The 24,026-nt window shown below is 57.2% G+C and carries 22 protein-coding genes and 1 pseudogene; 16 read left to right on the forward strand and 7 right to left on the reverse strand.

Features of this window, described 5'->3' with window-relative positions:
• A partial coding sequence (locus tag K290_RS0131270; protein WP_028751962.1) for a transposase occupies nt 1–254 on the reverse strand: 254 nt, incomplete at its 3' end.
• 95 nt (nt 255–349) lie between these two features.
• Between K290_RS0131270 and K290_RS35495 the strand changes: the two are divergent.
• Together K290_RS35495 and K290_RS0131285 are read left to right on the forward strand one after the other, a co-directional pair.
• Nucleotides 350–823, forward strand: a pseudogene (locus K290_RS35495) (LLM class flavin-dependent oxidoreductase); the annotation flags it as partial.
• 213 nt (nt 824–1,036) lie between these two features.
• The gene (locus tag K290_RS0131285) at nt 1,037–1,858 is read left to right on the forward strand and encodes an IS5-like element ISRtr3 family transposase (RefSeq protein ID WP_004126090.1); all 822 of its coding nucleotides are present in this window, start codon (nt 1,037–1,039) and stop codon (nt 1,856–1,858) included.
• Between the two features lie 50 nt (nt 1,859–1,908).
• Here K290_RS0131285 and K290_RS0131290 read toward each other — a convergent pair whose 3' ends face one another.
• From K290_RS0131290 to K290_RS37610, 3 genes are all read right to left on the reverse strand, one after another.
• Complete coding sequence (locus K290_RS0131290) at nt 1,909–3,291, reverse strand: IS701 family transposase (protein ID WP_004126092.1); 1,383 nt, start codon at nt 3,289–3,291, stop codon at nt 1,909–1,911.
• A 227-nt stretch (nt 3,292–3,518) separates the two neighbouring features.
• The gene (locus K290_RS35500; protein ID WP_240535522.1) at nt 3,519–3,902 is read right to left on the reverse strand and encodes a hypothetical protein; all 384 of its coding nucleotides are present in this window, start codon (nt 3,900–3,902) and stop codon (nt 3,519–3,521) included.
• 303 nt (nt 3,903–4,205) lie between these two features.
• Nucleotides 4,206–4,667, reverse strand: coding sequence for a hypothetical protein (locus tag K290_RS37610; RefSeq protein WP_028755198.1), 462 nt, complete (start codon nt 4,665–4,667; stop codon nt 4,206–4,208).
• Between the two features lie 429 nt (nt 4,668–5,096).
• Here K290_RS37610 and K290_RS0131305 point away from each other — a divergent pair, with 429 nt between their 5' ends.
• Nucleotides 5,097–7,178: a prolyl oligopeptidase family serine peptidase gene (locus K290_RS0131305; RefSeq protein ID WP_004126095.1), complete on the forward strand. Its 2,082-nt coding sequence runs from the start codon at nt 5,097–5,099 to the stop codon at nt 7,176–7,178.
• Nucleotides 7,179–7,372: 194 nt separating this feature from the next.
• Here the strand turns inward: K290_RS0131305 and K290_RS0131310 are convergent, their stop codons facing one another.
• The gene (locus K290_RS0131310) at nt 7,373–8,338 is read right to left on the reverse strand and encodes a phytanoyl-CoA dioxygenase family protein (RefSeq protein WP_004126098.1); all 966 of its coding nucleotides are present in this window, start codon (nt 8,336–8,338) and stop codon (nt 7,373–7,375) included.
• A 995-nt stretch (nt 8,339–9,333) separates the two neighbouring features.
• On the opposite strand from K290_RS0131310, the gene K290_RS0131320 reads away from it, so the two are divergent.
• The 12 genes from K290_RS0131320 to K290_RS0131375 all read left to right on the forward strand — a co-directional run bounded on the left by K290_RS0131320 (nt 9,334) and on the right by K290_RS0131375 (nt 21,220).
• Nucleotides 9,334–10,308, forward strand: a complete 975-nt coding sequence (locus tag K290_RS0131320) for a LysR family transcriptional regulator (RefSeq protein ID WP_004126101.1) — start codon at nt 9,334–9,336, stop codon at nt 10,306–10,308.
• A gap of 606 nt (nt 10,309–10,914) precedes the next feature.
• Nucleotides 10,915–11,808 (forward strand): nitrogenase iron protein, encoded by an 894-nt coding sequence (gene nifH / locus K290_RS0131325; protein ID WP_004126102.1) that lies wholly within the window; start codon nt 10,915–10,917, stop codon nt 11,806–11,808.
• A 103-nt stretch (nt 11,809–11,911) separates the two neighbouring features.
• Nucleotides 11,912–13,414, forward strand: coding sequence for a nitrogenase molybdenum-iron protein alpha chain (gene nifD / locus K290_RS0131330; RefSeq protein WP_004126105.1), 1,503 nt, complete (start codon nt 11,912–11,914; stop codon nt 13,412–13,414).
• Between the two features lie 125 nt (nt 13,415–13,539).
• The gene (gene nifK / locus K290_RS0131335) at nt 13,540–15,081 is read left to right on the forward strand and encodes a nitrogenase molybdenum-iron protein subunit beta (RefSeq protein ID WP_004126108.1); all 1,542 of its coding nucleotides are present in this window, start codon (nt 13,540–13,542) and stop codon (nt 15,079–15,081) included.
• A 112-nt stretch (nt 15,082–15,193) separates the two neighbouring features.
• The gene (nifE, locus tag K290_RS0131340; protein WP_240535527.1) at nt 15,194–16,639 is read left to right on the forward strand and encodes a nitrogenase iron-molybdenum cofactor biosynthesis protein NifE; all 1,446 of its coding nucleotides are present in this window, start codon (nt 15,194–15,196) and stop codon (nt 16,637–16,639) included.
• Nucleotides 16,639–18,030, forward strand: coding sequence for a nitrogenase iron-molybdenum cofactor biosynthesis protein NifN (gene nifN / locus K290_RS0131345; protein ID WP_004126114.1), 1,392 nt, complete (start codon nt 16,639–16,641; stop codon nt 18,028–18,030). Before nifE ends, nifN begins: the two co-directional genes overlap by 1 nt.
• Nucleotides 17,996–18,496: a nitrogen fixation protein NifX gene (nifX, locus tag K290_RS0131350; RefSeq protein ID WP_015342005.1), complete on the forward strand. Its 501-nt coding sequence runs from the start codon at nt 17,996–17,998 to the stop codon at nt 18,494–18,496. Before nifN ends, nifX begins: the two co-directional genes overlap by 35 nt.
• Nucleotides 18,497–18,508: 12 nt before the next feature.
• Nucleotides 18,509–18,997 (forward strand): NifX-associated nitrogen fixation protein, encoded by a 489-nt coding sequence (locus K290_RS0131355; RefSeq protein ID WP_004126118.1) that lies wholly within the window; start codon nt 18,509–18,511, stop codon nt 18,995–18,997.
• 26 nt (nt 18,998–19,023) lie between these two features.
• Nucleotides 19,024–19,227 (forward strand): CCE_0567 family metalloprotein, encoded by a 204-nt coding sequence (locus K290_RS0131360; RefSeq protein WP_015342006.1) that lies wholly within the window; start codon nt 19,024–19,026, stop codon nt 19,225–19,227.
• Nucleotides 19,224–19,553, forward strand: coding sequence for a ferredoxin III, nif-specific (gene fdxB / locus K290_RS0131365; RefSeq protein ID WP_004126119.1), 330 nt, complete (start codon nt 19,224–19,226; stop codon nt 19,551–19,553). The genes K290_RS0131360 and fdxB overlap by 4 nt, the downstream gene beginning before the upstream one ends.
• A 55-nt stretch (nt 19,554–19,608) precedes the next feature.
• A complete protein-coding gene (locus tag K290_RS38650) occupies nt 19,609–19,833 on the forward strand; it encodes an exopolysaccharide production repressor protein (protein ID WP_210305378.1) in 225 nt (74 codons plus the stop codon).
• A 373-nt stretch (nt 19,834–20,206) separates the two neighbouring features.
• Nucleotides 20,207–21,220 carry a 1-aminocyclopropane-1-carboxylate deaminase gene (locus tag K290_RS0131375; protein ID WP_004126123.1) on the forward strand — a complete coding sequence of 338 codons (1,014 nt, stop codon included), beginning with the start codon at nt 20,207–20,209 and terminating at the stop codon, nt 21,218–21,220.
• A gap of 263 nt (nt 21,221–21,483) precedes the next feature.
• On the opposite strand, the gene K290_RS36005 is transcribed toward K290_RS0131375, so the two are convergent.
• Nucleotides 21,484–22,197, reverse strand: a complete 714-nt coding sequence (locus tag K290_RS36005; RefSeq protein ID WP_157385444.1) for a response regulator transcription factor — start codon at nt 22,195–22,197, stop codon at nt 21,484–21,486.
• A 626-nt stretch (nt 22,198–22,823) separates the two neighbouring features.
• Here K290_RS36005 and K290_RS0131385 point away from each other — a divergent pair.
• Nucleotides 22,824–23,447: a hypothetical protein gene (locus K290_RS0131385; RefSeq protein ID WP_245276714.1), complete on the forward strand. Its 624-nt coding sequence runs from the start codon at nt 22,824–22,826 to the stop codon at nt 23,445–23,447.
• Nucleotides 23,448–23,691: 244 nt separating this feature from the next.
• Here K290_RS0131385 and K290_RS0131390 read toward each other — a convergent pair.
• Nucleotides 23,692–24,026, reverse strand: a 335-nt coding sequence (locus K290_RS0131390; RefSeq protein WP_028755199.1) for a transposase, incomplete at its 5' end; no start/stop codon positions are given.

Genomic DNA, 24,026 nt, shown 5'->3' on the forward strand with positions numbered 1-24,026 from the left:
GGGAAGTAGCTGCCGGTGCGAAGCTTGGGAATGCGCAGCTCGACGGTGCCCGCCCGTGTCTCCCAATCCCGGTCGCGATAGCCGTTACGCTGGGCCAGCCGGAAGCCATTCTTCTCGCCATAGGCCGCGCCGGTCTTCGTGCCGACCTCCAGCGCCATCAGCTTCTCGGCAGCAAAGCCGATCATCTCCCGCAGCAAATCGGCATCAGCGCTCTTCTCAACGAGTGAGCGCAGGTTCATCATGTCGTCGGTCATCGGTGGTGTCCCTCAGGTTGGCTCTAAGCAACCCGACCCTACCGGAAATCACCGATGGCTATGAAATCAAGCTACACCACTCCATGGGACACGATCCATTCCACGATGGCTTGGGCGCTTTAAGCAAGCTTCGCGAGAGCGTCGAGAACGCGGCACTCGCAAAAGGTAAGGATGCCGCGGATGCCAAGATTTCGCTGTTGCGTTGTTGTTATGCCAGCGATAACGAAACGGAGATCAACAGCTATCTCGACAACGCCCGTTTCCAGCGCCGGCTATCGGAAGCGCTTCATCAGCGCCGCCAACAAACCGAGGACGGCTATCTTCTGCAGGAAACCCCGACCAAGCAGGACCTGTCGTTTCAGACGATGCGCGACAATCTACCAATCGGCAGTGTGAATCGGGTGATCGATCGCCTGCTCGAAGAGATCAGTGTGCTGAAGCCGTCCCAGATCGCAATTCACTGCCAATTGGGCGATTTCGATCATCAGGCGATGCTGCGGCAAATCGAACTCTGGGGAGACAAGATCATCCCGGCTGTCAACAAGTCGCTCGGTCATGCGCAGCCATGACCGGATAACCCCTTCCGAGATCACAGAGCAATTTTTGATGATGAACCGTCTGGATATCACTGAAGTCGGTCTCGGTTCACGGCGAACGGCCCTCGCTGACGATCCGGATCTCTGGCCAGAAGAGACGGCGATTTAGAGCCTGACCGAAAAAGAGTTGAGTGAAATCAGTCATTTGTGATTCTGTTTGTTTGCTTAGGACGAACGGAGACCACAATGGGTTGGACTGATTTCACCCGTCGGCAATATGCCCGACGCGCGAGTCGTTATGCAAGTGATCTGACGGACCGGGAGTGGGGGTTGATCTCGCCTTGCCTACCTGGGCCAAGGCGTTTGGGCAGGCCACGGAGAACCGATCTTCGCGAGGTCGTGAATGCGCTGCTTTATATTGCTTCGACGGGTTGTCAGTGGCGAATGCTGCCAAAGGACTTTCCACCGTTTACGACAGTTCAAGCCTATTTCTACGAATGGCGGGCAATGGGTTTATGGGGCCGGATCAACCATCGTCTTGTGATGGAGACGCGCGAGCTGGAAGGTCGGCAAGCCTCGCCGTCCGCTGGCGTGATCGACAGTCAGAGCGTGAAAACCACAGAAAGCGGCGGGATTTCGGGCTATGACGCCGGCAAGAAGCTCAAGGGGCGAAAGCGCCACATCATTGTCGACACGCTGGGGCTGATGGTCGGCCTGATAGTGCATGGCGCGGACATTCAGGACCGTGATGGGGCATTCGGTCTCCTGAAATCGATCCGCCACCGCTGGCCCTGGCTCCGACATGTTTTCGCCGATGGCGGCTATGCGGGCGACAAGCTGAAGGGGAGATTGGCGAAGTTCGGCCAGTGGACAATTGAAATCGTCAAGCGTTCCGACAAGGCCAAGGGCTTCACTGTCCTGCCGCGCCGCTGGGTGGTGGAACGGACCTTCGCCTGGCTCGGTCGTTGCCGTAGACTGGCCAAGGATTGGGAGAAAACGATCGCCTCCGCCGAGGCATGGATCACAATCGCCCACATCCGCATCCTTACACGGCGGCTCGCAAGATAAAGATATTGCTGAGGTCTTTTTGAGTCAGCCTCTTAGCTCGACTTTGTGCATTATGCGGCGAAGCAAAGCGCCTGCGCCATACGGACAAGTCGCCCTGGCGGTATTTTATGCATTTCCAGGTTTGACGGTGAGTGTCGATAAAGATCGTCGCTCCACAAAACGAGACGCACAGCGCCAATCGCATCTGTGAATGTCAGATCGGTTTTCCTGTACCATGCGGCGGCGTAAGGGCGCGTGCTTTGGCTGAGAACATCTCCCGCCCACAGCGTCACGAGACTATAGAGGGCCAGGAGCGAAGGTGTTGTGCGGATGATGGCGTTGCCATTCCACTGGCGCTGGGTCTCCACACCGAGATGGGCGCGTGTTTCGGCGAACGTCACTTCGATCTGCCAGCGCCGAACGAAATAGGCGATGATCTGGGTCGGCTCGAGCTCGGTATTGGTGCTCATAAACGCCTGCGGTTCGCGGCGGCCGGTCGGGTCTCGAACCAGGACCCAGCGAATTGGCCTTGGTGGGGTTCCCCGCCGATACCACAAGCCAGTGCCTGTCGTGATATCAAGGTGTTTATCGGTTTGTCTGCCATACCAGGTTGACGCGATGACGCGTTGCCAGACGGTCTTGGGATTGTTGAGGACCGCCTTGAGCTTGGGCAAGGGCATGCCTTTTTGTGCGGGCCGCCCGAGCGTATGTTCGTGTCGCGGATCTGGCGGGGTGAACAGACTGGCGTCGAGACGCAGGCGTGTGATGAGGGTGGCTCTGCCTGGTAGCGCTGCAGCCAATGTGTGGACAGCAAAACTGCTGTCGCCAACAAAGATGAGATCGCGTCCAGGCAGCCAGCGGCAAAGCTGCATCACGCCCTGTCTTGCCCAATCCGTCAGCAGTTTGTGCCTTCGTCCCCTCTTTTTGTCGTAGCGCTCTGAGGGGCATAAAAGCGTTAAGACTGGTAGGGCCTTGATGCATTTGGCCCATGGGACCGGGGCAAGAACCATGAAGCTCAACCAGCGCAAGCCGCTGGCTTTGACGAAGTGACCGTGACTGGAGCGCACTGGATCGCGATAAATGCCACGCGCGGCAATCTTTGGTCCCCATCGGCGTTCGATGGTGTCATCCATACCGATCACAATGGGACCATCGGGTACGAGGCTGGCGACAACGACCGATAACAGCCGCGAAGCCAACGTACGCGGGTTCCAACGCGCGCGATTGAGGAGCTGATGGTAGAGGGAAAAATTGCCAGCCTCGGCGCGGCCGGTGATCCGCAAACAGGACGTCACTGTTCGTTTGCCTGGAGACAGGATCGCACCCATCACCAGGACCAGGAGATGCTCCCAGCTGGGTGCCGTGAACCAGGGACGAAACGACGACAGCCACTGGCGAAGGATTTGCGGAACAGGATCACCCGACCCGACGCAGTTCTCATTATGATCGGTCATCCACCGGTTCGAATCCGGTCACGCGAAACAGGCAAGTCAGAGAGACTGCGGCGAATTGATTCACCCCGCTCAAATTGCCTCAAAATGAGAGTGCCGCGCGCGCCACGCTGCCAGTACGCGGAAGATCAGCGCCGCCGCTACAAACCCGAAACTCCAAAGAGATTTTGTACAAAGTCAAGCTTAGACTTTGGCGAACTCGCTACAATAAACTGCCGTAGTGACCATCATCACCCAGCGAGACTGAGTGTCTCGAAGTGAAATGGGCCGCGTACCCCGGCGGAAAAACGCTCGGCGGCGTTCAGAGCCATCTCTAACCTTTCGCGAGGCGGTGAGCTTGATGATGCATAGAGCGCGCCCAGTGCTATTTGCTGACCACATCCACAGGCGTCAAAGCCATCGACCGGCTCAACAACCTGGTAATCATCGTCAATTCTGAAAAGCCTTCCGGCATAGCCGACGAGGAAGGTGCCGCCGCGCTCGACTTCGTCCTGCCGCCGTGCGTAGCCGCCATCTTTCAGGCACTGGCGAAGCGCGTCGACGAAATCCGTCACCATGAAGGCATAGACATCCGTTTCAGGATCTCTTTTGGGCGGCTTGAGCGAATGTGCCAATAGCTGGCCCATTCTGAACGAAGAGGTAAACCCGAAGAGAAAGTCCTAGTTGCGGAAAACTTTGCGATCGGCTCGGAGGGTAAGCGAATAGCCGGCCACACCAGCGCTATCGCCGCCGATGTGAACAGATCCGTCGCTGATCAAACCGACAATGCATGTCATCCGCCGTCGCTCCTCCTGTGGGCTGATTAGTAGAACCCAATGTCGCCACTGGCTGCCGACCATGCTTTGTCGACTTTGCTGCCCCAAGCTCTGCAAGCAAACAGCTTGCCAAACAGCGCCTCGGCCACTGTCAACCGTGTGTCAGCTTCCCGACGGTATTGCCGCTTTCTGGCCGATTGGCGCGATTACCGGGTCTGTGATGAACCGGCACGCGCTCGCCTGAAACTTCAATAAATCTTCGCGATGTTTTTGCTTCGGGGGACGATGTCGGATTTGTTCCGTCCGCGACACCGACGTGTTCGCCAACTGACGCATCCATGCTTGAACCGTTGGGATAGCGGTCATTTCACGCTCTTTGCGCAGCTGGCACGGCTTTTGAAGTTCCTTTGCCAGGAGGTGATAGAAACGATGACCTGTGACGAGATCGATCCGATGAAAGGAGGAGAAAGGCATCATGCCAAGTCTGGCGCAGATCCGCATTAAGTCCAAAAGGACCGTTACCTGCCTGGCATCGGAACGCTCGATTGCTGGAGTGGCGGCGTTCTCATAATTACTCGGCTCGACCAATAGTCGCCAATGAACCCCGCTGGTTTCAATGAACATGTGCTTACCCGACTTTCGCATTCGTCGGATTAGAGTCGCGCAGGTGCGGCGGTGAAACAGCCGTTCTGGCGCCAAATTGAGGACCGCCTTTTCTTTGCCGCGCCAGCTACGATTTTTCCTGCGGAGGTGAGTGGAGCCCTAGTTCTGTGCGAGCTTTCCGCGAGCCTAGACCGAACCGTCTGACGATTGCTCCGTTTGCGGAGATCATCGCCCAGCGGCCACGGGAGCAGTAACGATTTCTGGCAGGGCTAAATCCATTTGGTCGGCTAAAACAGCCACGTGTTTCTCACCTTCGGAGGCTCGGCAACACAAAACCAGGCAAGGACAATACCATCCGTTCTCGGGACAGATCGTACGGCCATCGTGTCCGCCATCACAGACTTACCTCCCCGCACAACGGAGTTCTTCCCGATTAGGAGTTTTTCGCACATGAGTGTTATCGATGCTCGGCCGACACTGAATGCCCCCGATGACGACCCTTATCTCTGGCTCGAAGACATCGATGGCGAGAAAGCTTTGATTTGGGTCACTGAGCAATCGGCGCGAACGCTTTCGCGTTTTGGCGGGCCGCCGTTCGAAGGAGACCGCGACACGCTCGCGGGCATTTTCGACTGCCCTGACAAGATTGCGGGGATCACGCGCCGGGACCGATACCTTTATAATTTCTGGCGCGATGCCGAAAACCCGAGAGGCGTGTGGCGCAGAACAACACTCGCCGCCTACATGGCGGCGGAGCCGGAGTGGGAGATCGTTCTCGACGTGGATGCCCTTGCCAAGGCCGAGGGAAAGGACTGGATATGGGACAGTGCCTCGATCGAACCGGGCAGATGCGAAAGCGCCGTCCTTCACCTGTCGCTGGGTGGCAGCGATGCGGTCGTGCATCGCGAGTACGATCTAACCACGCGAAGCCTCGTTACCGACGGCTTCAATCTCCCGGAGGCCAAAGGCAATGTTGCCTGGCTCGATTACGACACTCTTTTGCTTTCCATCGCTCTCGGCGATGGCATGGCGACGCGCTCCGGCTATGCGCGCACAGTGCGGTTATGGACGCGTGACTCCGATCCGCTCGCCGCACCGGTTATCTTCGAGGCGGGTCCCGATTCCATCCTCGTGTTCGGCTTTCTGGATCGTACCGCCGCAAGCGAACGCGTTTGGTTCATCGAGCGGGGCTTTTTCAGTACGGTCGGCTGGATCGGCGACAGGAGCGGTCCGAAGACCAAGATCGATCTTCCTCGAGATGCTAGCTGGAACGTCTTCGGTGATTGGCTGGCTGTGAAGTTGCGTAACGCATGGACGGTCGGAGGAACGACCCATTCAGCTGACGCACTGATCGGCATCTCCCTGTCCTCGTTCATCGCCGGCGCGCGTAACTTTGCTACGCTGTTTGAACCGGACGAAAGGTGCGCCCTGCAGTCCTTCTTCTGGAACGATGGAAAGCTCGTGGTATCCCTCCTCGACAATCTCGTTCCTCGCTTCGATATGTTCACGCCTGGACGACAGGATTGGACGCACCGAACGTTGGACACCATGCCCGCTGCGACGACTGTTCGAGCCTGGCCCTTAGATGCGGAAGTTCACGAGAGCAATGGGGAAGTCCTCGTCTCGGCTGAAGATCCAGTGACGCCGCCGCAGCTTCTCTTGTTCAATCTTAACGGGGCGCCGCGGCTCGGCGCCCCCGTCGTCCTGAAACGCGATCCAGACAAATTCGATGCATCAGGATTGCTGGTCACGCGTCACGAGGCGGGTTCGACGGATGGTGAAATAATCCCCTATACACAGGTCGGGCCGGAAAACGGAAACGGAAATGCGCCGGTCCACCTCACCGCCTGTGGCGACTACGGCAAATCGGTTCTGCCCCATTACAACTCCGCGATAGGCAAGCTGTGGCTCGAACCCGGCGGCACGAGCGTGGTGGCCAACATCCGCGGCGGCAGCGAGTTCGGTACGCGCTGGCGCGAGGCTGGAAAAAGGGCGAAAAGGCGTCTTGCCCATGACGATTTCGCCACCGTGGCCGCCGACCTGGTGCGCCGGGGTGTCACGCGTCCCGGACGGATCGCTGCCGAGGGCGGTTCAAATGGCGGTCTCCTGATCGCCAACATGCTAACTCGATATCCGGAGCGTTTCGGCGCACTCTTTTGCACAGTACCCGTTCTCGATCTGCGTCGTTACACCAAGCTCCTCGCGGGCGCGAGCCGGATTGACGAAAAGGGTGATCCCGACAAGCCGGAGGATTGGGCCTTTCTCAGTCAAATGTCTGCCTATCACACGGCCGAAGCCGGGCAATTCTACCCGCCCATCCTGCTCGCGACCCGAAGAGGGGACGACCGCGTCCATCCGGGGCACGCACGTAAGATGGCTGCAAAGCTGCAGGCACTCGGCTGCCCCGCTTACTTCTACGAAGCTGAGGTCGGTGGTCATGGTGCCGGCGCGGACGATCGCGAGCAGGCGGCGTTCCTAGCCCTAGGTTACGGTTTCCTTCGCGATGCGATCGGCTTTTCGGAACGTCTGTGACTGGTTGAGGAAAGCAGCAGATCGACTTGAAGCGGCGAGGCACTCCCTCCATCATAAACGGTATCATCGACCCTTAGGTCGCCGCGCGGCAACTGCATGGCAGAAGAGGGCCTGCCAGGAAGGCAGTCGGAGTGCATTCCAACAGGCGAAAGCGGCCTGTCAGAACTTGGATCCGCGCCGGAACGGTTGCTCGTCTAGCGAAGAACCGGCTCTCCATGGAAACGGCGTTTTGATGGTTTTGAGACGCCAAAACCGACCTCCATCATCAGTCGCGGCCTCTGCTTTGCCAAGGTACCCATATGAAAGCCGAAAGGATCCTCGACGAAACCTGAACCCGCTTTGCCGGTCAAAGTGATGGCATTTTCTGCGCCATAGAAATCAAGCACCTCGTGCGCCGGATGGCCAACGAGCAGAGTCAATTGATGCCTCAAGCGCCGACGGTTGTGGCTGCCGCGCACGTAGACATGCGGACCGGAATTGCCATCGACGTCGGAGAGGTAAAAGAAAAACTTCAGCATCCGCCAATCATCAAGATCGAAGTGAAACTTGAAGGAAGCGCGGCTCAGATCCGCATCCGAAGCGTTTTTCGTCGGAAAGCTCCACCACGTCCGCGTGGTGATCAATCTCGCGTTGCCGCCGAGATAATGCCTTGCCACGTCGAGAAGCAGCGGATCTTGCTGAACGGCAACGACGGCATCACATCGTAACGCCCGTTCGTAATGGTGGCCACTTAGTATCGTCCTGCCAAACCACCCCTCGGCTTCGACATGGTCGCTGGCCAAGAAGTCGAACCTTCGGTCGAAATTGCCGAAGCAAGGCGTCTCATGTCCAAAACGGGCAATTTCCTCGCAGATTGCGGTGGGAAGCGTCAAGCCGGCAAAAAGGCCCGTACTTCTCAATTCGGCTGCGATCGTCTCTGCCTTGAGGTCACCAAACATCGAGGGCTTGCGACTTTCCTGCCGCGGCGCTTGTCTTGCGGTCAGCCAATGTGCCTTGCGGAACGGCATCGTGCGTGCCAGCAGGAACATTGGTAGCCAAGCCGGGTTCTCCCGCATATCAGTGAGATAGGTTGGAATTCGAGACACCATCCGACGAAATACCCCGCCGTTGCGCGCGATCTGTTCGAGGTCCTTCGGGTTGGAGTTTGCGGAGCTGAGCATTCGATCGCCTTTCATGGATGATGGAAGTTCCTCCTGCGGGCAAGAACCTGCACTCGATACGGATAGTCTCGACAAAACGTGTTCCTGTTGATGCTATGAAATCCAGTAACGGATCAACGGAATGTGCAAAGGCGGTGTGCTGTCGCACGCGCCTTTGCTGGCCTTGTCCAGGGGAGGATTCGTTCAAGGGAATGTGTTCGTTGCTCCTCTTATTGAAACCAGATTTGACATTAGGCGCAGTCGGACCTAGCCCAATGAGCGGAAATCGGGAGCACCGGCTTTGATTGCATGACTGAACATCAATTTCCCTAAAGTTTGTTTTCGAACGATCAATGTGGAGGCATAGGAACCGATTCTTGACTTCGTTTGCAAATTTATTGTTTAGATAACGCTTATTTACGATATGGATAAATCAAGACACAGCTCCGCAGTTTCAGGGACTGAGACCCGTTCATGATGCCGATCTACACCGGCATTTCCGTACGGCAGTTTCCTGTTGAAGACTCCCCACCGGATGTCAGATCGCCAAGGCGTTAAGGAATGGGGATGAGCGGATATTAAACGCGCTGATAGCCGATCTCCTTCGCGTGGATCCCGTACGGCGGCGTGTTCGGCAACGGCGGGTGCTTGCCACGTTCGCTCTGATATTCGAACCAAGCGATTGCTCTTGCCGCGATGACGTGAGTGGAGGCCTTTATGCCGAGCTCCTGGGTCGGCCCGAAATTTTGTCCGATACCATGCAACGATGCGTGGAAGGTTCCACGTCTTGTCGTCTCACGACCGCCCCCAAAGGGGTTGCCCGGTTAAGAGAGTTGCCAAGACGCGCAACGAGAGTAAACCCCAAACATCCCCAAGGCCGATTTATGCGACCGTTCGGGCGAGCCAATGCAACTGTGCACTCGATTTACTTGATTTCGGTCAACTTATATTCTTTCAATAGGCACGATGATCGATGGCGTGTATGGCACACCTCCACGCCGTGGATGAAGGAAAACATGCGCTTTAAAGGTCTTGATCTAAATCTCCTTGTCGTGCTCGACGCCCTCATGACCGAGCGCAACCTCACAGCAGCGGCACGAAGCATCAATCTGAGCCAGCCCGCGATGAGCGCGGCCGTCGCGCGGCTGCGAAGCTATTTCCGCGACGATCTCTTTACGATGGTTGGCCGTGAACTTGTCCCAACGCCACGTGCCGAAAGGCTCGCCGTGGCCGTCCGAGAGGCTTTGCTGTATATCCAGCTCTCCGTTATTGCCTGGGAACCGTTCGATCCGGCTCATTCGGATCGCTGCTTCAAGATCATCCTATCCGACTACGTGACACTCGTGTTTCTTGAAAAGGTCGTCGAGCGTATGGCGCAGGAAGCTCCTGCCATCAGCTTCGAGTTTCTACCTGTTTCAGACGACTTCGATGAGCTCCTCCAGCGCGGCGACGTCGACTTCCTCATTATGCCGAAAGTGTTCATGTCGAAGCATCCTCATGCTGCACTGTTCGACGATATATTCGTGTGCGTAGGGTGTAGTACGAACAAGCAGCTATCAGAGCCGTTCACGTTCGAGCAATACATGTCGATGGGCCATGTTGCGGTCAGATTTGGAAGTGGCCTTAGGCCTGCCATTGACGAATGGTATTTGCGCGAGCGGGGTTTCAAGCGACGTATCGAGGTCGTGGTGCAATCCTTTAGCATGATACCGCCCATGCTAGCAGGTACCGACCGTATAGGGACAATGCCTTTGCGGCTGGCGCAGCACTGTGCGAAAACGACGCCCCTGCGCATCATGGAGCTTCCGCTTCCGATCGCCACATTGACCGAGGCCGTCCAATGGCCCGCGCTCCACAATAGCGATGCGGCAAGCCTTTGGATGCGGGAGACATTAATTCGGGAGGCTGCCCGGATGGTTTCGCCGCCGGCTGCGGAACGTCAAGATGCTCCGACAATGAAGCCCACTCGTCCGAAAGTTTACGCCGGATAAACGGCCGGCTCGCTTGATGCGGCTGCGATGCATTCAAACTTTTCAAGCCATTGGGCATGCGAGCTTGTCCGCGACCGGCCGCCAGGAATATTGCGCAGCTTACCTGGATCCCTGCGCTTACCGCTGATTCCAAACGCATAAATTGCCAAGGCTGTCCTATCCGTTTCGTGTGGGTCGCGCCGCATGGATATGCCGCTTTCGATCCTGGGGCATGATGCGGCCGAACAAGCAGTTGGGGTCTCAACTGGTTTGGCATTGTTTTGAGGCAAACCCGGGTGCTTCGCCAGTGGCACGATTTGATGTGGGATTGTCTCCAATTTTAAAAATTCTTTGGTCCCGCTGTGGTCTTGGCCAACCTGCGGCACCCTCCGATCGCCAGGCTTTATCAGTTTACTGCGACACATTGCGTCCGATTTGTCGGGCCCGCGACAAAGGCTTGTCCAGTTGGAGCGCATGTCTGGCGCAGCTAAATAGCTGAAAAACAATCAAGAGAGTTTCCCTTCAAGTCGACTGCCAACTTGGCACGCGTTTTGAAACGCTTCTCGGCGGGCGGCGCGAGCTGCCGACCGTACTCCGCGACGGATGGAACGAAAGAAGGAAGGCAACATGTCAGATTTGCGTCAAATCGCATTCTACGGCAAAGGGGGCATCGGCAAGTCCACCACCTCACAAAATACGCTCGCAGCCCTTGTCGATCTCGGGCAGAAGATCCTGATCGTCGGCTGCGATCCCAAAGCCGACTCCACCCGCCTGATCTTGAACTCGAAGGCGCAGGACACCGTGCTGCATCTAGCGGCACAGGAAGGTTCGGTGGAAGACCTCGAACTCGAGGACGTGCTCAAAATCGGCTATAAGGGCATCAAGTGCGTAGAGTCCGGGGGCCCGGAGCCGGGTGTTGGTTGCGCCGGCCGCGGCGTCATCACCTCCATCAACTTCCTTGAGGAAAACGGCGCCTACGACAATGTCGACTATGTCTCCTATGACGTGCTCGGCGACGTCGTGTGCGGCGGCTTCGCAATGCCGATCCGCGAGAACAAGGCCCAGGAAATCTACATCGTCATGTCCGGCGAGATGATGGCGCTTTACGCGGCAAACAACATCGCCAAGGGCATCCTGAAATATGCCCATGCAGGCGGCGTGAGGCTCGGGGGTCTGATCTGCAACGAGCGCCAGACGGACCGCGAGATCGACCTCGCCGAGGCCCTGGCCTCCAGGCTCAATTCCAAGCTCATCCATTTCGTGCCGCGCGACAACATCGTCCAGCACGCCGAGCTCAGGAAGATGACGGTCATCCAGTATGCGCCGGATTCCAAACAGGCCGGAGAATATCGCACCCTGGCTGAGAAAATTCATGCCAATTCGGGTCAAGGGACCGTCCCGACCCCGATCACCATGGAAGAGCTCGAGGACATGCTGCTCGACTTCGGCATCATGAAGACCGACGAGCAGATGCTTGCGGAACTTCAGGCCAAGGAATCGAAGGTGGCGGCCGCCCAATAACCGCCGCTTTCGACGGACGCGCCGGCCCTTGACCCGGCGCGTCCTTCCCGAGAACGCGCCTCAGCGCGAGGCGACATCCGAACCTTAAAAGAGGGCAGGCCCTATGAGCCTCGACTACGAGAAAAACGGCGCTTTGCATGAAAAGCTTATAGCGGACGTGCTGTCGCAATATCCGGACAAGGCGGCGAAGCGCCGCAACAAGCACCTCGGCGTTGCAACGGGCAAAGACGCGACCGACAAGGAGGACGACGTTCTTTCCGAATGCAGCGTCAAATCGAATATCAAATCCATTCCGGGCGTTATGACCATCCGCGGCTGCGCCTATGCCGGTTCCAAAGGTGTCGTGTGGGGGCCGATCAAGGATATGGTCCACATCTCCCATGGACCGGTTGGTTGCGGCCAATATTCCTGGTCGCAGCGTCGCAATTATTATGTCGGCACGACAGGGATCGACACCTTCGTGACGATGCAGTTCACCTCCGACTTCCAGGAAAGAGACATCGTTTTCGGCGGCGACAAGAGGTTGGACAAGATCATCGATGAGATCGAGGAATTATTCCCGCTGAACAAAGGCGTCAGCATCCAATCGGAATGCCCGATCGGTCTGATTGGCGATGACATCGAGGCTGTGTCGCGCAAGAAGGCGAAGGAACACGACAAGACGATCGTGCCGGTGCGCTGCGAGGGCTTCCGCGGCGTATCGCAATCACTTGGCCACCATATCGCCAACGATTCCATCCGTGACTGGGTTTTCGAGAAAACGGATGTCGAGTTCGAGGCGAGTCCTTACGACATCAACGTCGTCGGCGATTACAATATCGGCGGCGATGCGTGGGCCACGCGCATCCTCCTGGAGGAGATGGGGTTGCGCGTGGTCGGCAACTGGTCTGGAGACGCCACGCTTGCCGAAGTGGAGCGGGCGCCGAAGGCCAAGCTCAACCTCATCCACTGTTACCGGTCGATGAACTACATCTGTCGGCACATGGAGGAAAAGTACGGCATTCCATGGATGGAATACAATTTCTTTGGTCCGTCGCAGATCGAAGCCTCTTTGCGCAAGCTTGCCAAGCATTTCGGGCCGGAAATTGAGGAAAAGACCGAGAAAGTCATTGCCAAGTACCGGCCTTTGGTCGACGCCATCATCGCCAAATACCGACCACGCCTCCAAAGCAAGACCGTGATGCTCTACGTCGGCGGTTTGCGCCCTCGTCACGTGGTCACGGCCTACGAGGATCTCGGCATGGAGATCGTTGGCACCGGCTACGAGTTCGCCCACAACGACGACTATCAGCGCACCGGCCATTACGTGAAAAAAGGCACGCTCATCTACGACGACGCGACCGGTTATGAACTGGAAAAATTCATCGAGGGGATCCGCCCCGATCTCGTAGGCTCCGGTATCAAGGAAAAGTACCCGGTGCAGAAGATGGGCATTCCATTCCGCCAGATGCATTCGTGGGACTACTCCGGCCCGTATCATGGCTACGACGGCTTTGCCATCTTTGCCAAAGACATGGACCTCGCCATCAACAATCCAGTCTGGGATCTTTACGACGCCCCCTGGAAGAGAAAGGTCGCGCCGGCTGAGGCGGTTGCGGCCGAATGAGGGCCTGGCCTGTCTTGGAGCAGGGGCAGGCTAGGCTCTCGCCGCGGATTTGATCCTGACACCTCGAACATCTCGACGTCCTTTGCCGCCATTGGTGCGGCACGATGAAACGAAAGGCGATTACCATGCCGCAGTCGGCGGAAAAAATTCTCGACCACGCGCCTCTGTTCCGCGAGCCGGAATACAGGCGAATGCTTGCCGAAAAGAAGCTGAATTTCGAATGTCCGCACCCGGACCAGGTCGTTGCCGATCAAAGCGAGTTCACCAAGACCTGGGAGTACAGGGAGAAAAATCTTGCCCGCGAAGCCCTCGTAATAAATCCCGCCAAAGCCTGCCAGCCGCTCGGGGCCGTCTTTGCGGCTGCGGGCTTCGAGCGGACCATGTCCTTCGTCCACGGCAGCCAGGGCTGCGTTGCCTATTACCGGTCGCACCTTTCGCGACACTTCAAGGAGCCTTCGTCGGCGGTTTCGTCCTCGATGACTGAGGACGCGGCGGTATTTGGCGGACTGAAGAACATGGTCGACGGGCTCGCCAACACCTATGCGCTCTACGACCCGTCGATGATTGCCGTCTCGACCACCTGCATGGCGGAGGTTATCGGCGACGATTTGCACGGCTTTATCGAAAACGCCAAGAGCGAAGGCTCGGTCCCCTTAGACTTCGATGTTCCTTTCGCCCACACGCCCGCCTTCGTCGGCAGCCATGTCGATGGCTATGACGGCATGGTCAAGGGCATCCTGGAGCACTTCTGGAAGGGCAGGGAGCGCAAGGAACCGAACGGCACCATCAACATCATACCCGGGTTCGACGGCTTCTGCGTCGGCAACAACCGCGAGCTCAAGCGCCTGCTGAACCTCATGGGCGTATCGTATACCCTCATCCAGGACGCATCCGACCAGTTCGATACTCCCTCGGATGGCATGTATCGCATGTATGATGGCGGCACGACGATCGGAGACGTCAAGGAAGCTCTTGGCGCCGAAGCGACACTATCGCTGCAGCACTACAACACCCGCAAGACGCTGGAATATTGCAAGGAGTTCGGACAGCCGACGGCTTCCTTCCATTATCCCCTTGGCGTTAAAGCAACCGACGAATTGCTGGTGAAAATCTCGGAGATTTCCGGCAAGGAAATCCCTTCCGCGATCGGACTGGAGCGTGGGCGCCTCGTCGACGCCATGGCGGACAGCCAAGCCTGGCTGCACGGAAAGAAATACGCGATCTACGGCGATCCAGATTTTGTCTATGCGGTGGCCCGGTTCGTGATGGAAACCGGCGGCGAGCCCACACATTGCCTCGCGACCAACGGCACATCTGCGTGGGAAAGCGAAATGAAGGCATTGCTTGCATCCTCGCCGTTCGGAAAGGATGCCAAGGTCTGGGCGGGCAAGGACCTCTGGGCACTGCGATCACTGCTTTTCACCGAACCGGTGGACCTGTTGATCGGCAATTCCTATGGCAAATATCTGGAGCGCGACACCGGCACGCCGCTGATCCGGCTGACGTTTCCGATTTTCGACCGGCACCATCATCATCGCTTCCCGCTGATGGGCTACCAAGGCGGGCTGCGTGTCTTAACGACAATCCTCGACACGATATTCGACAAACTCGACCGCGAGACGAGCCAAACAGGTGTCACGGACTATTCCTATGACCTCACACGCTAACGGCAAACGCTCGGCTCCGCCGCCGAGTGTCTTGCAATCGACATCTAAGGCCGGCGCAAGCCGGTCGCTCGATGCCAGGATCCAGGACGTCTTCGAGGAACCCGCTTGCGAGATGAACCGCGGCAAAGATGCCAATGTCCGCAAGAAGGGTTGTTCCAAGCCGCTCACCCCCGGGGCGGCAGCCGGTGGCTGCGCGTTCGACGGCGCAAAGATCGTGCTGCAGCCGATCACCGACGTCGCGCATCTGATCCATGCTCCGCTCGCCTGCGAAGGCAATTCCTGGGATAACCGTGGTACGGCTTCGTCCGGCCCGATGCTCTGGCGCACGAGCTTCACCACCGATCTTACCGAACTCGACGTGGTGATGGGCCACGCCGAGCGGAAGCTTTTCAAAGCGATCCGCGAGATCAAGGAAACCTACGCGCCACCGGCGATCTTCGTCTATTCGACATGCGTTACGGCGCTAATCGGCGACGACATCGAAGCGGTCTGTAAGCGCGCTGCGGAAAAATTCGGCTTGCCGGTGGTGCCGATCAATGCGCCCGGCTTTTCCGGCTCCAAGAATCTTGGAAACAAGCTCGCCGGCGAGGCGCTGCTCGATCATGTCATCGGCACGGTGGAGCCCGATGATGCCGGCCCCTACGACATCAATATCCTCGGCGAATTCAATCTTTCCGGCGAGTTCTGGCTGGTAAAGCCGCTTCTTGATCGGCTTGGCATTCGCGTGCGCGCCTGCATCCCCGGTGACGCGCGTTATCGTGACATTGCCTCAGCGCATCGTGCCCGGGCAGCGATGATGGTGTGCTCGACCGCACTCATAAATCTTGCCCGCAAAATGGAGGAACTCTGGGACATTCCGTTCTTCGAAGGGTCCTTCTACGGCATTACCGACACGTCGCAATCGCTGCGGCAGATCGCTGAGCTGCTCGTCAGGAAGGGCGCCGATCCGGAGATTCTTGAGCGCACCGAGGCGCTGATCGCAGAGCAGGAGGCGATCGCCTGGAAAAAGCTCGCGGCATACCGGTCGCGGCTTCAAGGCAAGCGTGTGCTGCTTAATACCGGCGGTGTGAAGGCCTGGTCGATTGCCCACGCGCTGATGGAGATCGGCGTCGAAATCGTGGGCACCTCGACCAAGAAATCGACGGCCGAAGACAAGGAGCGCATCAAGGAAATTCTGAAGGAGGATCACCGCATGTTCGAGTCGATGGGATCGCGGGAGATGTACGACATTCTCGCAGAACACAAAGCCGACATCATGCTGTCTGGTGGGCGTACGCAATATGTCGCGCTGAAGGCAAAAACGCCCTGGCTTGATATCAACCAGGAGCGCCATCATCCCTATGCCGGCTATGAGGGCATGGTGGAGCTCGTTCGCCAGATCGATCTTGCTATCCACAACCCGATCTGGAGCGAGGTGCGGGAGCCGGCACCATGGGACGCCCAGCCCGCAATGAAGGAAGAACTGCAAAGCACGCAAAGCGAGAGCGAGACGTTCCCCGCCTCACAGATCTCGTCGGCGCCTCCGCCGGCGGCTTCCGCGGGTGGTGAGGAAAGCTGATGGCCTGCATTCTCCCGCAGACCAAGTCGGCGGCGGTCAATCCGCTGAAATCGTCGCAGCCCCTCGGTGCCGCTCTAGCCTATCTTGGCGTCGATGGTGCGATACCGCTGTTCCACGGCAGCCAAGGCTGCACCAGCTTCGCGCTGGTGCTCTTCGTGCGCCATTTCAAGGAAGCCATCCCCCTGCAGACAACGGCGATGGACGCAGTGGCGACGATCCTCGGCGGCGCCGGCAATTTGGAAGAGGCGCTCCTCAATATCAAAACACGCGCTAAACCGAAGCTGATCGGGATCTGCACGACGGCGCTGGTGGAAACCCGCGGCGAGAATTTCGAGGGCGATCTTGTCAATATCAAGCTGGAGCGTGCCGAAGAGCTAGCAGGTACCGAGGTCGTGCTAGCGAGCACACCCGATTTCGACGGTGCGATCGAGGAGGGTTGGGCAAAGGCAGTCACCTCCATGATCGAAGGCATTACGACCCCAGGCGGCCGGCCCCGCGATCTGAAGAAGATTGCGATCCTCCCCGGTTGGCACCTGACGGTCGCCGATATTGAGCTTCTGCGCGAAACGGTCGAAAGCTTTGGTCTGAAGCCGGTGATCCTGCCGGACGTCTCGGGCTCGCTCGACGGCACGGTTCCTGACGACCGTTGGGTGCCGACTACCTATGGCGGCACGAAGGTCGAGGAAATCCGCGAACTCGGCACCTGCTTCCAGGCGGTTGCGATTGGCGAGCATATGCGCACGGCCGCCGCGGCCCTGCAGGCGAAGACCGGCGTGCCTTACGTCCTCTTCGAGCAGCTTGTCGGGTTAAAGGCAATCGACCGTTTCATGACGATGCTGGCCATGATCGCCGGCAATCCGGTGCCGCCCGCTGTGCGGCGGCGCCGCGCACAATTGCAGGACGCACTCCTCGACGGCCATTTTTATTTCGGCGGCAAACGTATCGCGATTGCCGCAGAGCCAGATCATCTTTTTCAACTTGCAACGTTCTTCAAGGGTATGGGCGCTGAAATAGTCGCCGCCGTTTCGACCACCGGCACAAGCTGCATTCTGCAGAAGGTGCCGGCCGACGCTGTGCAGGTCGGCGACCTTTCTGATCTCGAAACCATGGCGCGCCACGCTGGCGGTGATTTGATCGTGACCCATTCCCACGGCCGCCAGGCCGCCGAGCGGCTTGGCGTCCCGCTGATGAGGGTCGGCTTTCCGATCTTTGATCGGCTCGGCAGCCAGCATAAGAAAACCATTCTCTATGAGGGCGCGCGCAACTTCCTGTTCGAGGCCGCCAACATTTTTCAGTCGAACTGCCGCCGGCCGAGCCCCGAAGCGCTCAATCCCTTGCAAGACATGGAGGCAAAAAATGACGGCCGTCAGACGTCTTTCACTCGTCACTGAGGAGGGGCCAGCCCCTGCGCCAGAGTGCCCGAAGGGAGTTCTGCGCGTTGCCATCGCGACACAGGACCTGAAGAGGCTGAACGCACATTTCGGGTCTGCCAAGCTTTTTGCAGTCTATGACGTCACCCCAACCGGTTGGGAGATCGTCGAAGCCGTCGATTTTGGTGAAGCAACTGACGAAAGCGGCAAGCACACGAACGACGGCGGCACCGATCGCATCGCGATGAGGGTCGAGGCGTTGAAGGGATGTCATCTGCTGTTCTGCCTGGCGATCGGCGGGCCCTCCGCCGCGAAGGTCGTCTCGGCAAAAATCCATCCGATCAAGGTGCCGGAGCCATCGTCCATCGAAGAGGTACTGATGCGCACCCAGACCATGCTGAAAACTGCCCCGCCGCCATGGCTGCGCAAGGTGCTTGCAGACGCCGGCATGGGTCTCGCCAAGCCGTTCTTCGACGACGAAGATTAAAGGAGGTCGGCGATGACTTCGCCCAGCAACCTTGCGAACACACTCGCAGATGATGATCGCGACGCAATGGCAACCCCGTTCATGAAGCGCCTGGTTCGCTTGGTCAGGGCGCAGGATACTCATGGGTCGTGGGACGGAAAATCGGACACTGACCTGCTTGCCGATTTCATTGTGACGAAGGAGCAGCGCCGGCAAATGCCGATCATCGGCGACCCCGATCCGGACGTGATTTGGAGGCTTCAAATCTTTTACACCTGCGTTGGGCTTGAAATCGAAGGGCACTCAGGCCTCGTCGCCTCCTCGATCGTGACGATGAATCCCGAGGGCTTCGGGCGAGTGGTTCTCACGACAGGGCGTTTGGTCGTTTTGTCGAAGACGCTCAGAGACGTCCATCGGTTCGGCTTTGAGACGCTTCGCAAACTCACCGAGGCCGGCACGAAATTGGTCGATGATGCTGTCATCGCCATAAAAGCCTACCCCGATGTGGCGCGGGCGCCGTGAATTCGGGTTTTTGAGGAAAGAGATAAATGTCAGACATTGTGCAGCAGCTTCAAAAGGTCCGTAAACTGCAGTCACGAGCGACAACCGCGAAAATGGAGTTGCACGATCTTGCCGAGGACCTGCCGGTCAACTGGCCCAAGATCAAGACGATCGCAGCAAAGACGTTCGACGCATTCGCGGAGTTGAATGCGGCAAAGAACGAGCTTGCCGCCTTGGAGGATTCGCGATGACGGGGACCTTCGTTACCCGTGATGGATCCACCTGGTTGCCGGAGTATCTGACCGCTATCGATGGCAAAACTTGCATCGGCTGCGGCCGCTGCTTCAAGGTCTGCTCGCGCGATGTCATGCACCTTTACGGCGCAAGTGAAGCGGGTGAAATCCTCGGCATCTGCGATGACGAAGACGACGACTTCGATGGCGAACTCAATCGTATGATCATGGTCGTGGACGAAGCAGGGCGATGTATCGGCTGCGGCGCCTGCGCCCGCGTCTGCCCGAAGAACTGTCAGATTCATATACCGGCTGACAAGCTCGCTTCATGTGCTGGCGTATAAACGCGGGAGAACGACTGTGCCTTTTGCAATTTTCTGTCGCCTCCTGCAACCAGTCATGTGCTTCAGCCTTCTAGGCGCTTACTTCGTTTCACATTCAATCCGCAGAGCAATGGTCACGACGGTGGATATTTGGCTCCTTCTTCAGGTGGCCTATTTCGCAAGCGTGCTTTTTTTGATCTGGCGCGCCAGTTGCGCTTTAAAGAGGAGCCAGCGGGTCTTGCGTTTCGATGATCTCGAGGAAATGCGTTACCGGCCAGAGCATTGCGAAAAGAAAGACTGAACTACCCCGTTGTCTTCCAGCTCGGCTCGATGGTGGGTTTGTTGCCCTTGAGGGCCGGGAACAGATCAGTTGCGAGCCTCGGGCTGCCTGGAAGACATTGATCATCGAGCATAACGTTGTTGGAACAACTACACGACGTGTCCGTCGGCAATGGCTTCCACGGTGTAGCAACCTAAGGAGTTTATTGCTGTTCGGTTCCCATTGAAGGGTGCTGTGGCAAACGCAGCGACCGGCCTGTGGGTTGCGCCGCCTCGACGACGAACGAAGGCCGATGAAGCAATGGGATCTAATCAAACGCCGAGGATTGTTGCCGGGCTTGCCCGCCCACGCGTCGTGAACACGTCTATTTCAGGCGCAAATCACTGGAGAGAACATGCTGCAAAACTTCGAACGATATCCCCTTACCTTCGGCCCTACGCCTATCGAAAAGCTTGACCGACTTAGCGAGTATCTAGGGGGCAAGGTGGAGATCTATGCCAAGCGCGAGGACTGCAACTCGGGGCTGGCGTTCGGCGGCAACAAGCTCCGCAAACTCGAGTACATCATCCCGGACGCGATCGCGTCAAATGCCGACACGCTTGTTTCCATTGGTGGCGTGCAGTCCAACCATACACGCATGGTCGCCGCAGTAGCCGCCAAGATCGGCATGAAATGCCTTCTGGTGCAAGAGGATTGGGTACCATATGAGAACGCTGTTTACGATCAGGTTGGGAATATCCTCTTAAGCCGGATCATGGGAGCGGAGGTGCGACTGGTTGATGACGGCTTCAATATCGGCATCCGCAGCAGTTGGGAAAGGGCGCTCGACGACGTCAAGCAAATGGGCGGCAGACCCTACGCGATCCCAGCCGGTGCGTCTGTCCATAAATATGGCGGCTTGGGTTATGTGAGTTTTGCCGAGGAAGTGCGCGCGCAGGAAAAACAGCTTGGTTTTGCCTTTGACTATATCGTGGTTTGCACTGTGACGGGTTCGACGCAAGCCGGCATGGTCGTTGGTTTCGCCAAGGATGGACGACAGCGCAATGTGATCGGTATCGATGCTTCGGCAACCCCTCTCCAAGCCCAGTCGCAGGTGCTTAACATTGCCCGGCAAACTGCGAAGTTCGTCGAACTCGGAAGAGAAATCGCCAATGATGATGTGGTATTGCTCGCGGACTATGCGCACCCCCGTTATGGCATTCCTTCCGAGGAAACAAACGAGGCCATTCGCCTTTGCGCGCGGCTGGAAGGCATAATCACTGATCCCGTCTACGAGGGGAAATCGATGCAAGGGATGATAGATCTCATCAGCAAGGGCTTCTTTCCGAAAGGATCAAGGCTCCTATTCGCGCATCTCGGCGGCGTGCCGGCAATCAATGCTTACAGCGACACGTTTCGCAACGGCTGATCCAAAGGAAGAGCCTCCATAGATGCCCTGGACTTTGAAGGTTCCACGGATGCGCCAATAAGCAATAGTACTGCGGGCGACGGCCCTTCTTGCCAATCTCAGCAATATGAAGATGGGCTAACATCAGCAACAATGGAATACCGCTGGCAACTAAAAAATCCTCCGCCTGAAAAAGCTGAATATCAAGCGCTGTTGAATTTGACTGATTAAGACGCCGCCAAATTGGCGCCGCTTACACGGCCAGCTTCACGCCGATCCCGCAATTACGAATCCGGTTTTTCGGAAAGCGCGTAGCCGACAGTTCTTACAGTCCGTATCAGATCGCGGTCGCTATCCCTATTTAGTGCCGCGCGCAAGTTGCCGATGTGAACATCGATGGTGCGAGGCCCGATATGAACGGCATGGGGCCAAGCTGCATTCTTTAGTTCATCTCGCGAGTAGGCCCGGTATGGGTTCCTCATAAAGTGCTCCAGCAGGCGGAACTGGGTTGGAGCTACATGAATCGTCCGGCCGTTTCGGCGCACACGATGCGTGGCCACATCCAATTCAATGTCCTGAAAGGCAAGCAGTTCGTGATGCCTGGGAATGGAACTCCGACACGAGCCGTCCAAGATTCTGCCGATGCTCGTCAGCGCTATCTCTCGCGATCGGCTAACATGCTCATTGTCATCGAAAGTGACCGTGTCTCCTTGAGTTACTTCATCAGCAACCGCCGCAATCGCAATGATCGACATTGACCGCGCCCGGCGAGAAAGACGCAGGCGAATACAGAGCGTCTGCTTCTCAACGTCAGGGAAATGCGTCCTAAGAAACACCACATCTGGCGTCGCCTCTTGGAAGTGTTTGGCGAGGACGTTCCCATGGCTGGTATTGAGGTGCTTACATGCGCATTCCAAGAACTGACCAGAGCAATCTTCTGGTGCAGTGATCAGCACCGCCGCTGAGTGGAAATCCCGATTAGTCTCGTTCTCCGCCATCGCGTGCATCCTTCAATGAAAGTTCGACCGACCTTCAAATTCTTTCGCCAACAAAGTTTTGCACTTATCTCCAAAACCCAGTTTGTTGAACTGCGGCTCGCGCCGAAGCTTTCCATTGCGGCACCTCGGCGAATGGGCTTGATCCGGAGGGAGTTCACTCCTCAGTCGGCAATTTTGCGGATAACCATGCACACATCGTGCCAATGAAAAGATCGTTTTGAAACAGTGCCATGCCTCTAATCTAGAGCGCACATGTTGAAACTCGGACTTGGGCGCTTTGCCACTAAAGCAAAGATACTTCAGCGGATCTGTAGCCAGCGCGCCCTTGCATTAACACGCGTTTCGGTTCGTGAAGAAATGTATCTGTCAGCGGCAGAAAGAACACCGCATACTCTTGACGCGGACCATCTGTTCGACCCTCTGATCTTGATGCTTTCGCCGTCGCCGATGGCTGCGAACAGCGTTTGGACATGCGCCTGGAGGAGGCGCTGATCCACCAGCTAGTCAACTATCTGATTAGGGAGTGGACCAAGTACGTTTCGGGGTTAGTCTCAGCTTATGTGCACGATCCGAGGGCACTGCTAATGGAGACATGTGCGATTGTTATCGCAAGCCCCCGACATACTATGTTAACTGGCAAAGAGCGCTTCCCAGCGCGCGCAGTTATGGTCGGCGGCACGTCCGTTCTGCAACATCTATTATCTCAATTGGCACGCGTTGGCGTGCAAAAGACGATTATCCTTGGACTAGGAGGCATGGGCGAGGTCGACCATCGTTTCTGTCACGAGCTGTACGGTATGGAGCTCCGCGTACGCCCACAGCGCACGCCATATCCCGGGCGTCTTATTGATGTGACAGCGGCAGAGGAAGTCGCTGATGTCGATGGAGTAGTTTTGATATTTACCGCGGAAATGGTGATCAATTTAACTGTGCTGGAGCGCTTGGTACGGTCATCATATCGCAACATTGTCGTTGTGAGCCAGTCACTCGGCAAACGATCGCTACGAGTGCTGACGGGCAAAGCGCAACGCCTTACAGCAATTGTACCCGAAGGCTCCGACAGCTATAAAAGTGCGTCTGCAGATTTGAGCCTCGTCGGCATTTATAAATTTGATGCGGCGTTAGTTCGGAGGATTGCGCGGAGGCGGAAACGTCGCTCGCATGACGATCCGGAGTTCTTTGAAGCAGCATTTGGTTTTCACGGTCATCCAATCTATGTCATGTGTGCCGAACCCGGCGAAATACGATGAACAACGACATCCATGCAGCAAGATTTTGAGTGCCGCAACTGAAGAATCTGGCCGCAACCCTGTTCCTTCGGCGCACGCAATCTTTGAGGCCCCAGATGCGTTCCCTGTTGTCAAAATGCAAAGCTTGGTTCCTGACGCCAAATTGCGCGTATGCCAACCAGCGAGTCGCTCTCTTCTTTCTTCGAGCCCTTTCATACATACGTCACGGCGTAAGTGACTCATAAGAGTCGGATTCGAAAAGCGTTCAACGATATCCATACCTTGCTAGCCGTCTGGTGATGAGACGAATGTGGGCGATCATGATCCACGCTTCGGCTGATGCGATGGAGCGTTCGACGTCTTTGGCCAATCTGCGGCATCTGCCAAGCCAGGCGAAGGTCCGTTCGACCACCCATCGACGCGGCAGAACCTCGAAGCCTTTCGCCTTGTCTGAGCGCTTGATGATCTCGATCGTCCAGCGCCCGATCTTTTTCAGTCGCCGCTTCAACTTATCGCCCGCATAGCCACCATCGGCGAAGACATGCAGTAACCATGGCCACCTGTGGCGGATGGATTTCAGGAGATCGGGAGCACCGTCGC

The organism is Rhizobium leucaenae USDA 9039 (assembly GCF_000426285.1).
Classification (GTDB): domain Bacteria; phylum Pseudomonadota; class Alphaproteobacteria; order Rhizobiales; family Rhizobiaceae; genus Rhizobium; species Rhizobium leucaenae.

Excerpts from the sequence above, each read along its gene's own strand:
- K290_RS0131285 (WP_004126090.1), top strand. The coding sequence starts at position 1,037 with ATGGGTTGGACTGATTTCACCCGTCGGCAATATGCCCGACGCGCGAGT.
- K290_RS0131290 (WP_004126092.1), bottom strand. The coding sequence starts at position 3,291 with ATGACCGATCATAATGAGAACTGCGTCGGGTCGGGTGATCCTGTTCCG.
- K290_RS37610 (WP_028755198.1), bottom strand. The coding sequence starts at position 4,667 with ATGTTCATTGAAACCAGCGGGGTTCATTGGCGACTATTGGTCGAGCCG.
- K290_RS0131305 (WP_004126095.1), top strand. The coding sequence starts at position 5,097 with ATGAGTGTTATCGATGCTCGGCCGACACTGAATGCCCCCGATGACGAC.
- K290_RS0131310 (WP_004126098.1), bottom strand. The coding sequence starts at position 8,338 with ATGCTCAGCTCCGCAAACTCCAACCCGAAGGACCTCGAACAGATCGCG.
- K290_RS0131320 (WP_004126101.1), top strand. The coding sequence starts at position 9,334 with ATGCGCTTTAAAGGTCTTGATCTAAATCTCCTTGTCGTGCTCGACGCC.
- nifH (WP_004126102.1), top strand. The coding sequence starts at position 10,915 with ATGTCAGATTTGCGTCAAATCGCATTCTACGGCAAAGGGGGCATCGGC.
- nifD (WP_004126105.1), top strand. The coding sequence starts at position 11,912 with ATGAGCCTCGACTACGAGAAAAACGGCGCTTTGCATGAAAAGCTTATA.
- nifK (WP_004126108.1), top strand. The coding sequence starts at position 13,540 with ATGCCGCAGTCGGCGGAAAAAATTCTCGACCACGCGCCTCTGTTCCGC.
- nifE (WP_240535527.1), top strand. The coding sequence starts at position 15,194 with ATGAACCGCGGCAAAGATGCCAATGTCCGCAAGAAGGGTTGTTCCAAG.
- nifN (WP_004126114.1), top strand. The coding sequence starts at position 16,639 with ATGGCCTGCATTCTCCCGCAGACCAAGTCGGCGGCGGTCAATCCGCTG.
- nifX (WP_015342005.1), top strand. The coding sequence starts at position 17,996 with ATGACGGCCGTCAGACGTCTTTCACTCGTCACTGAGGAGGGGCCAGCC.
- K290_RS0131355 (WP_004126118.1), top strand. The coding sequence starts at position 18,509 with ATGACTTCGCCCAGCAACCTTGCGAACACACTCGCAGATGATGATCGC.
- K290_RS0131360 (WP_015342006.1), top strand. The coding sequence starts at position 19,024 with ATGTCAGACATTGTGCAGCAGCTTCAAAAGGTCCGTAAACTGCAGTCA.
- fdxB (WP_004126119.1), top strand. The coding sequence starts at position 19,224 with ATGACGGGGACCTTCGTTACCCGTGATGGATCCACCTGGTTGCCGGAG.
- K290_RS38650 (WP_210305378.1), top strand. The coding sequence starts at position 19,609 with ATGTGCTTCAGCCTTCTAGGCGCTTACTTCGTTTCACATTCAATCCGC.
- K290_RS0131375 (WP_004126123.1), top strand. The coding sequence starts at position 20,207 with ATGCTGCAAAACTTCGAACGATATCCCCTTACCTTCGGCCCTACGCCT.
- K290_RS36005 (WP_157385444.1), bottom strand. The coding sequence starts at position 22,197 with ATGGCGGAGAACGAGACTAATCGGGATTTCCACTCAGCGGCGGTGCTG.
- K290_RS0131385 (WP_245276714.1), top strand. The coding sequence starts at position 22,824 with ATGTTAACTGGCAAAGAGCGCTTCCCAGCGCGCGCAGTTATGGTCGGC.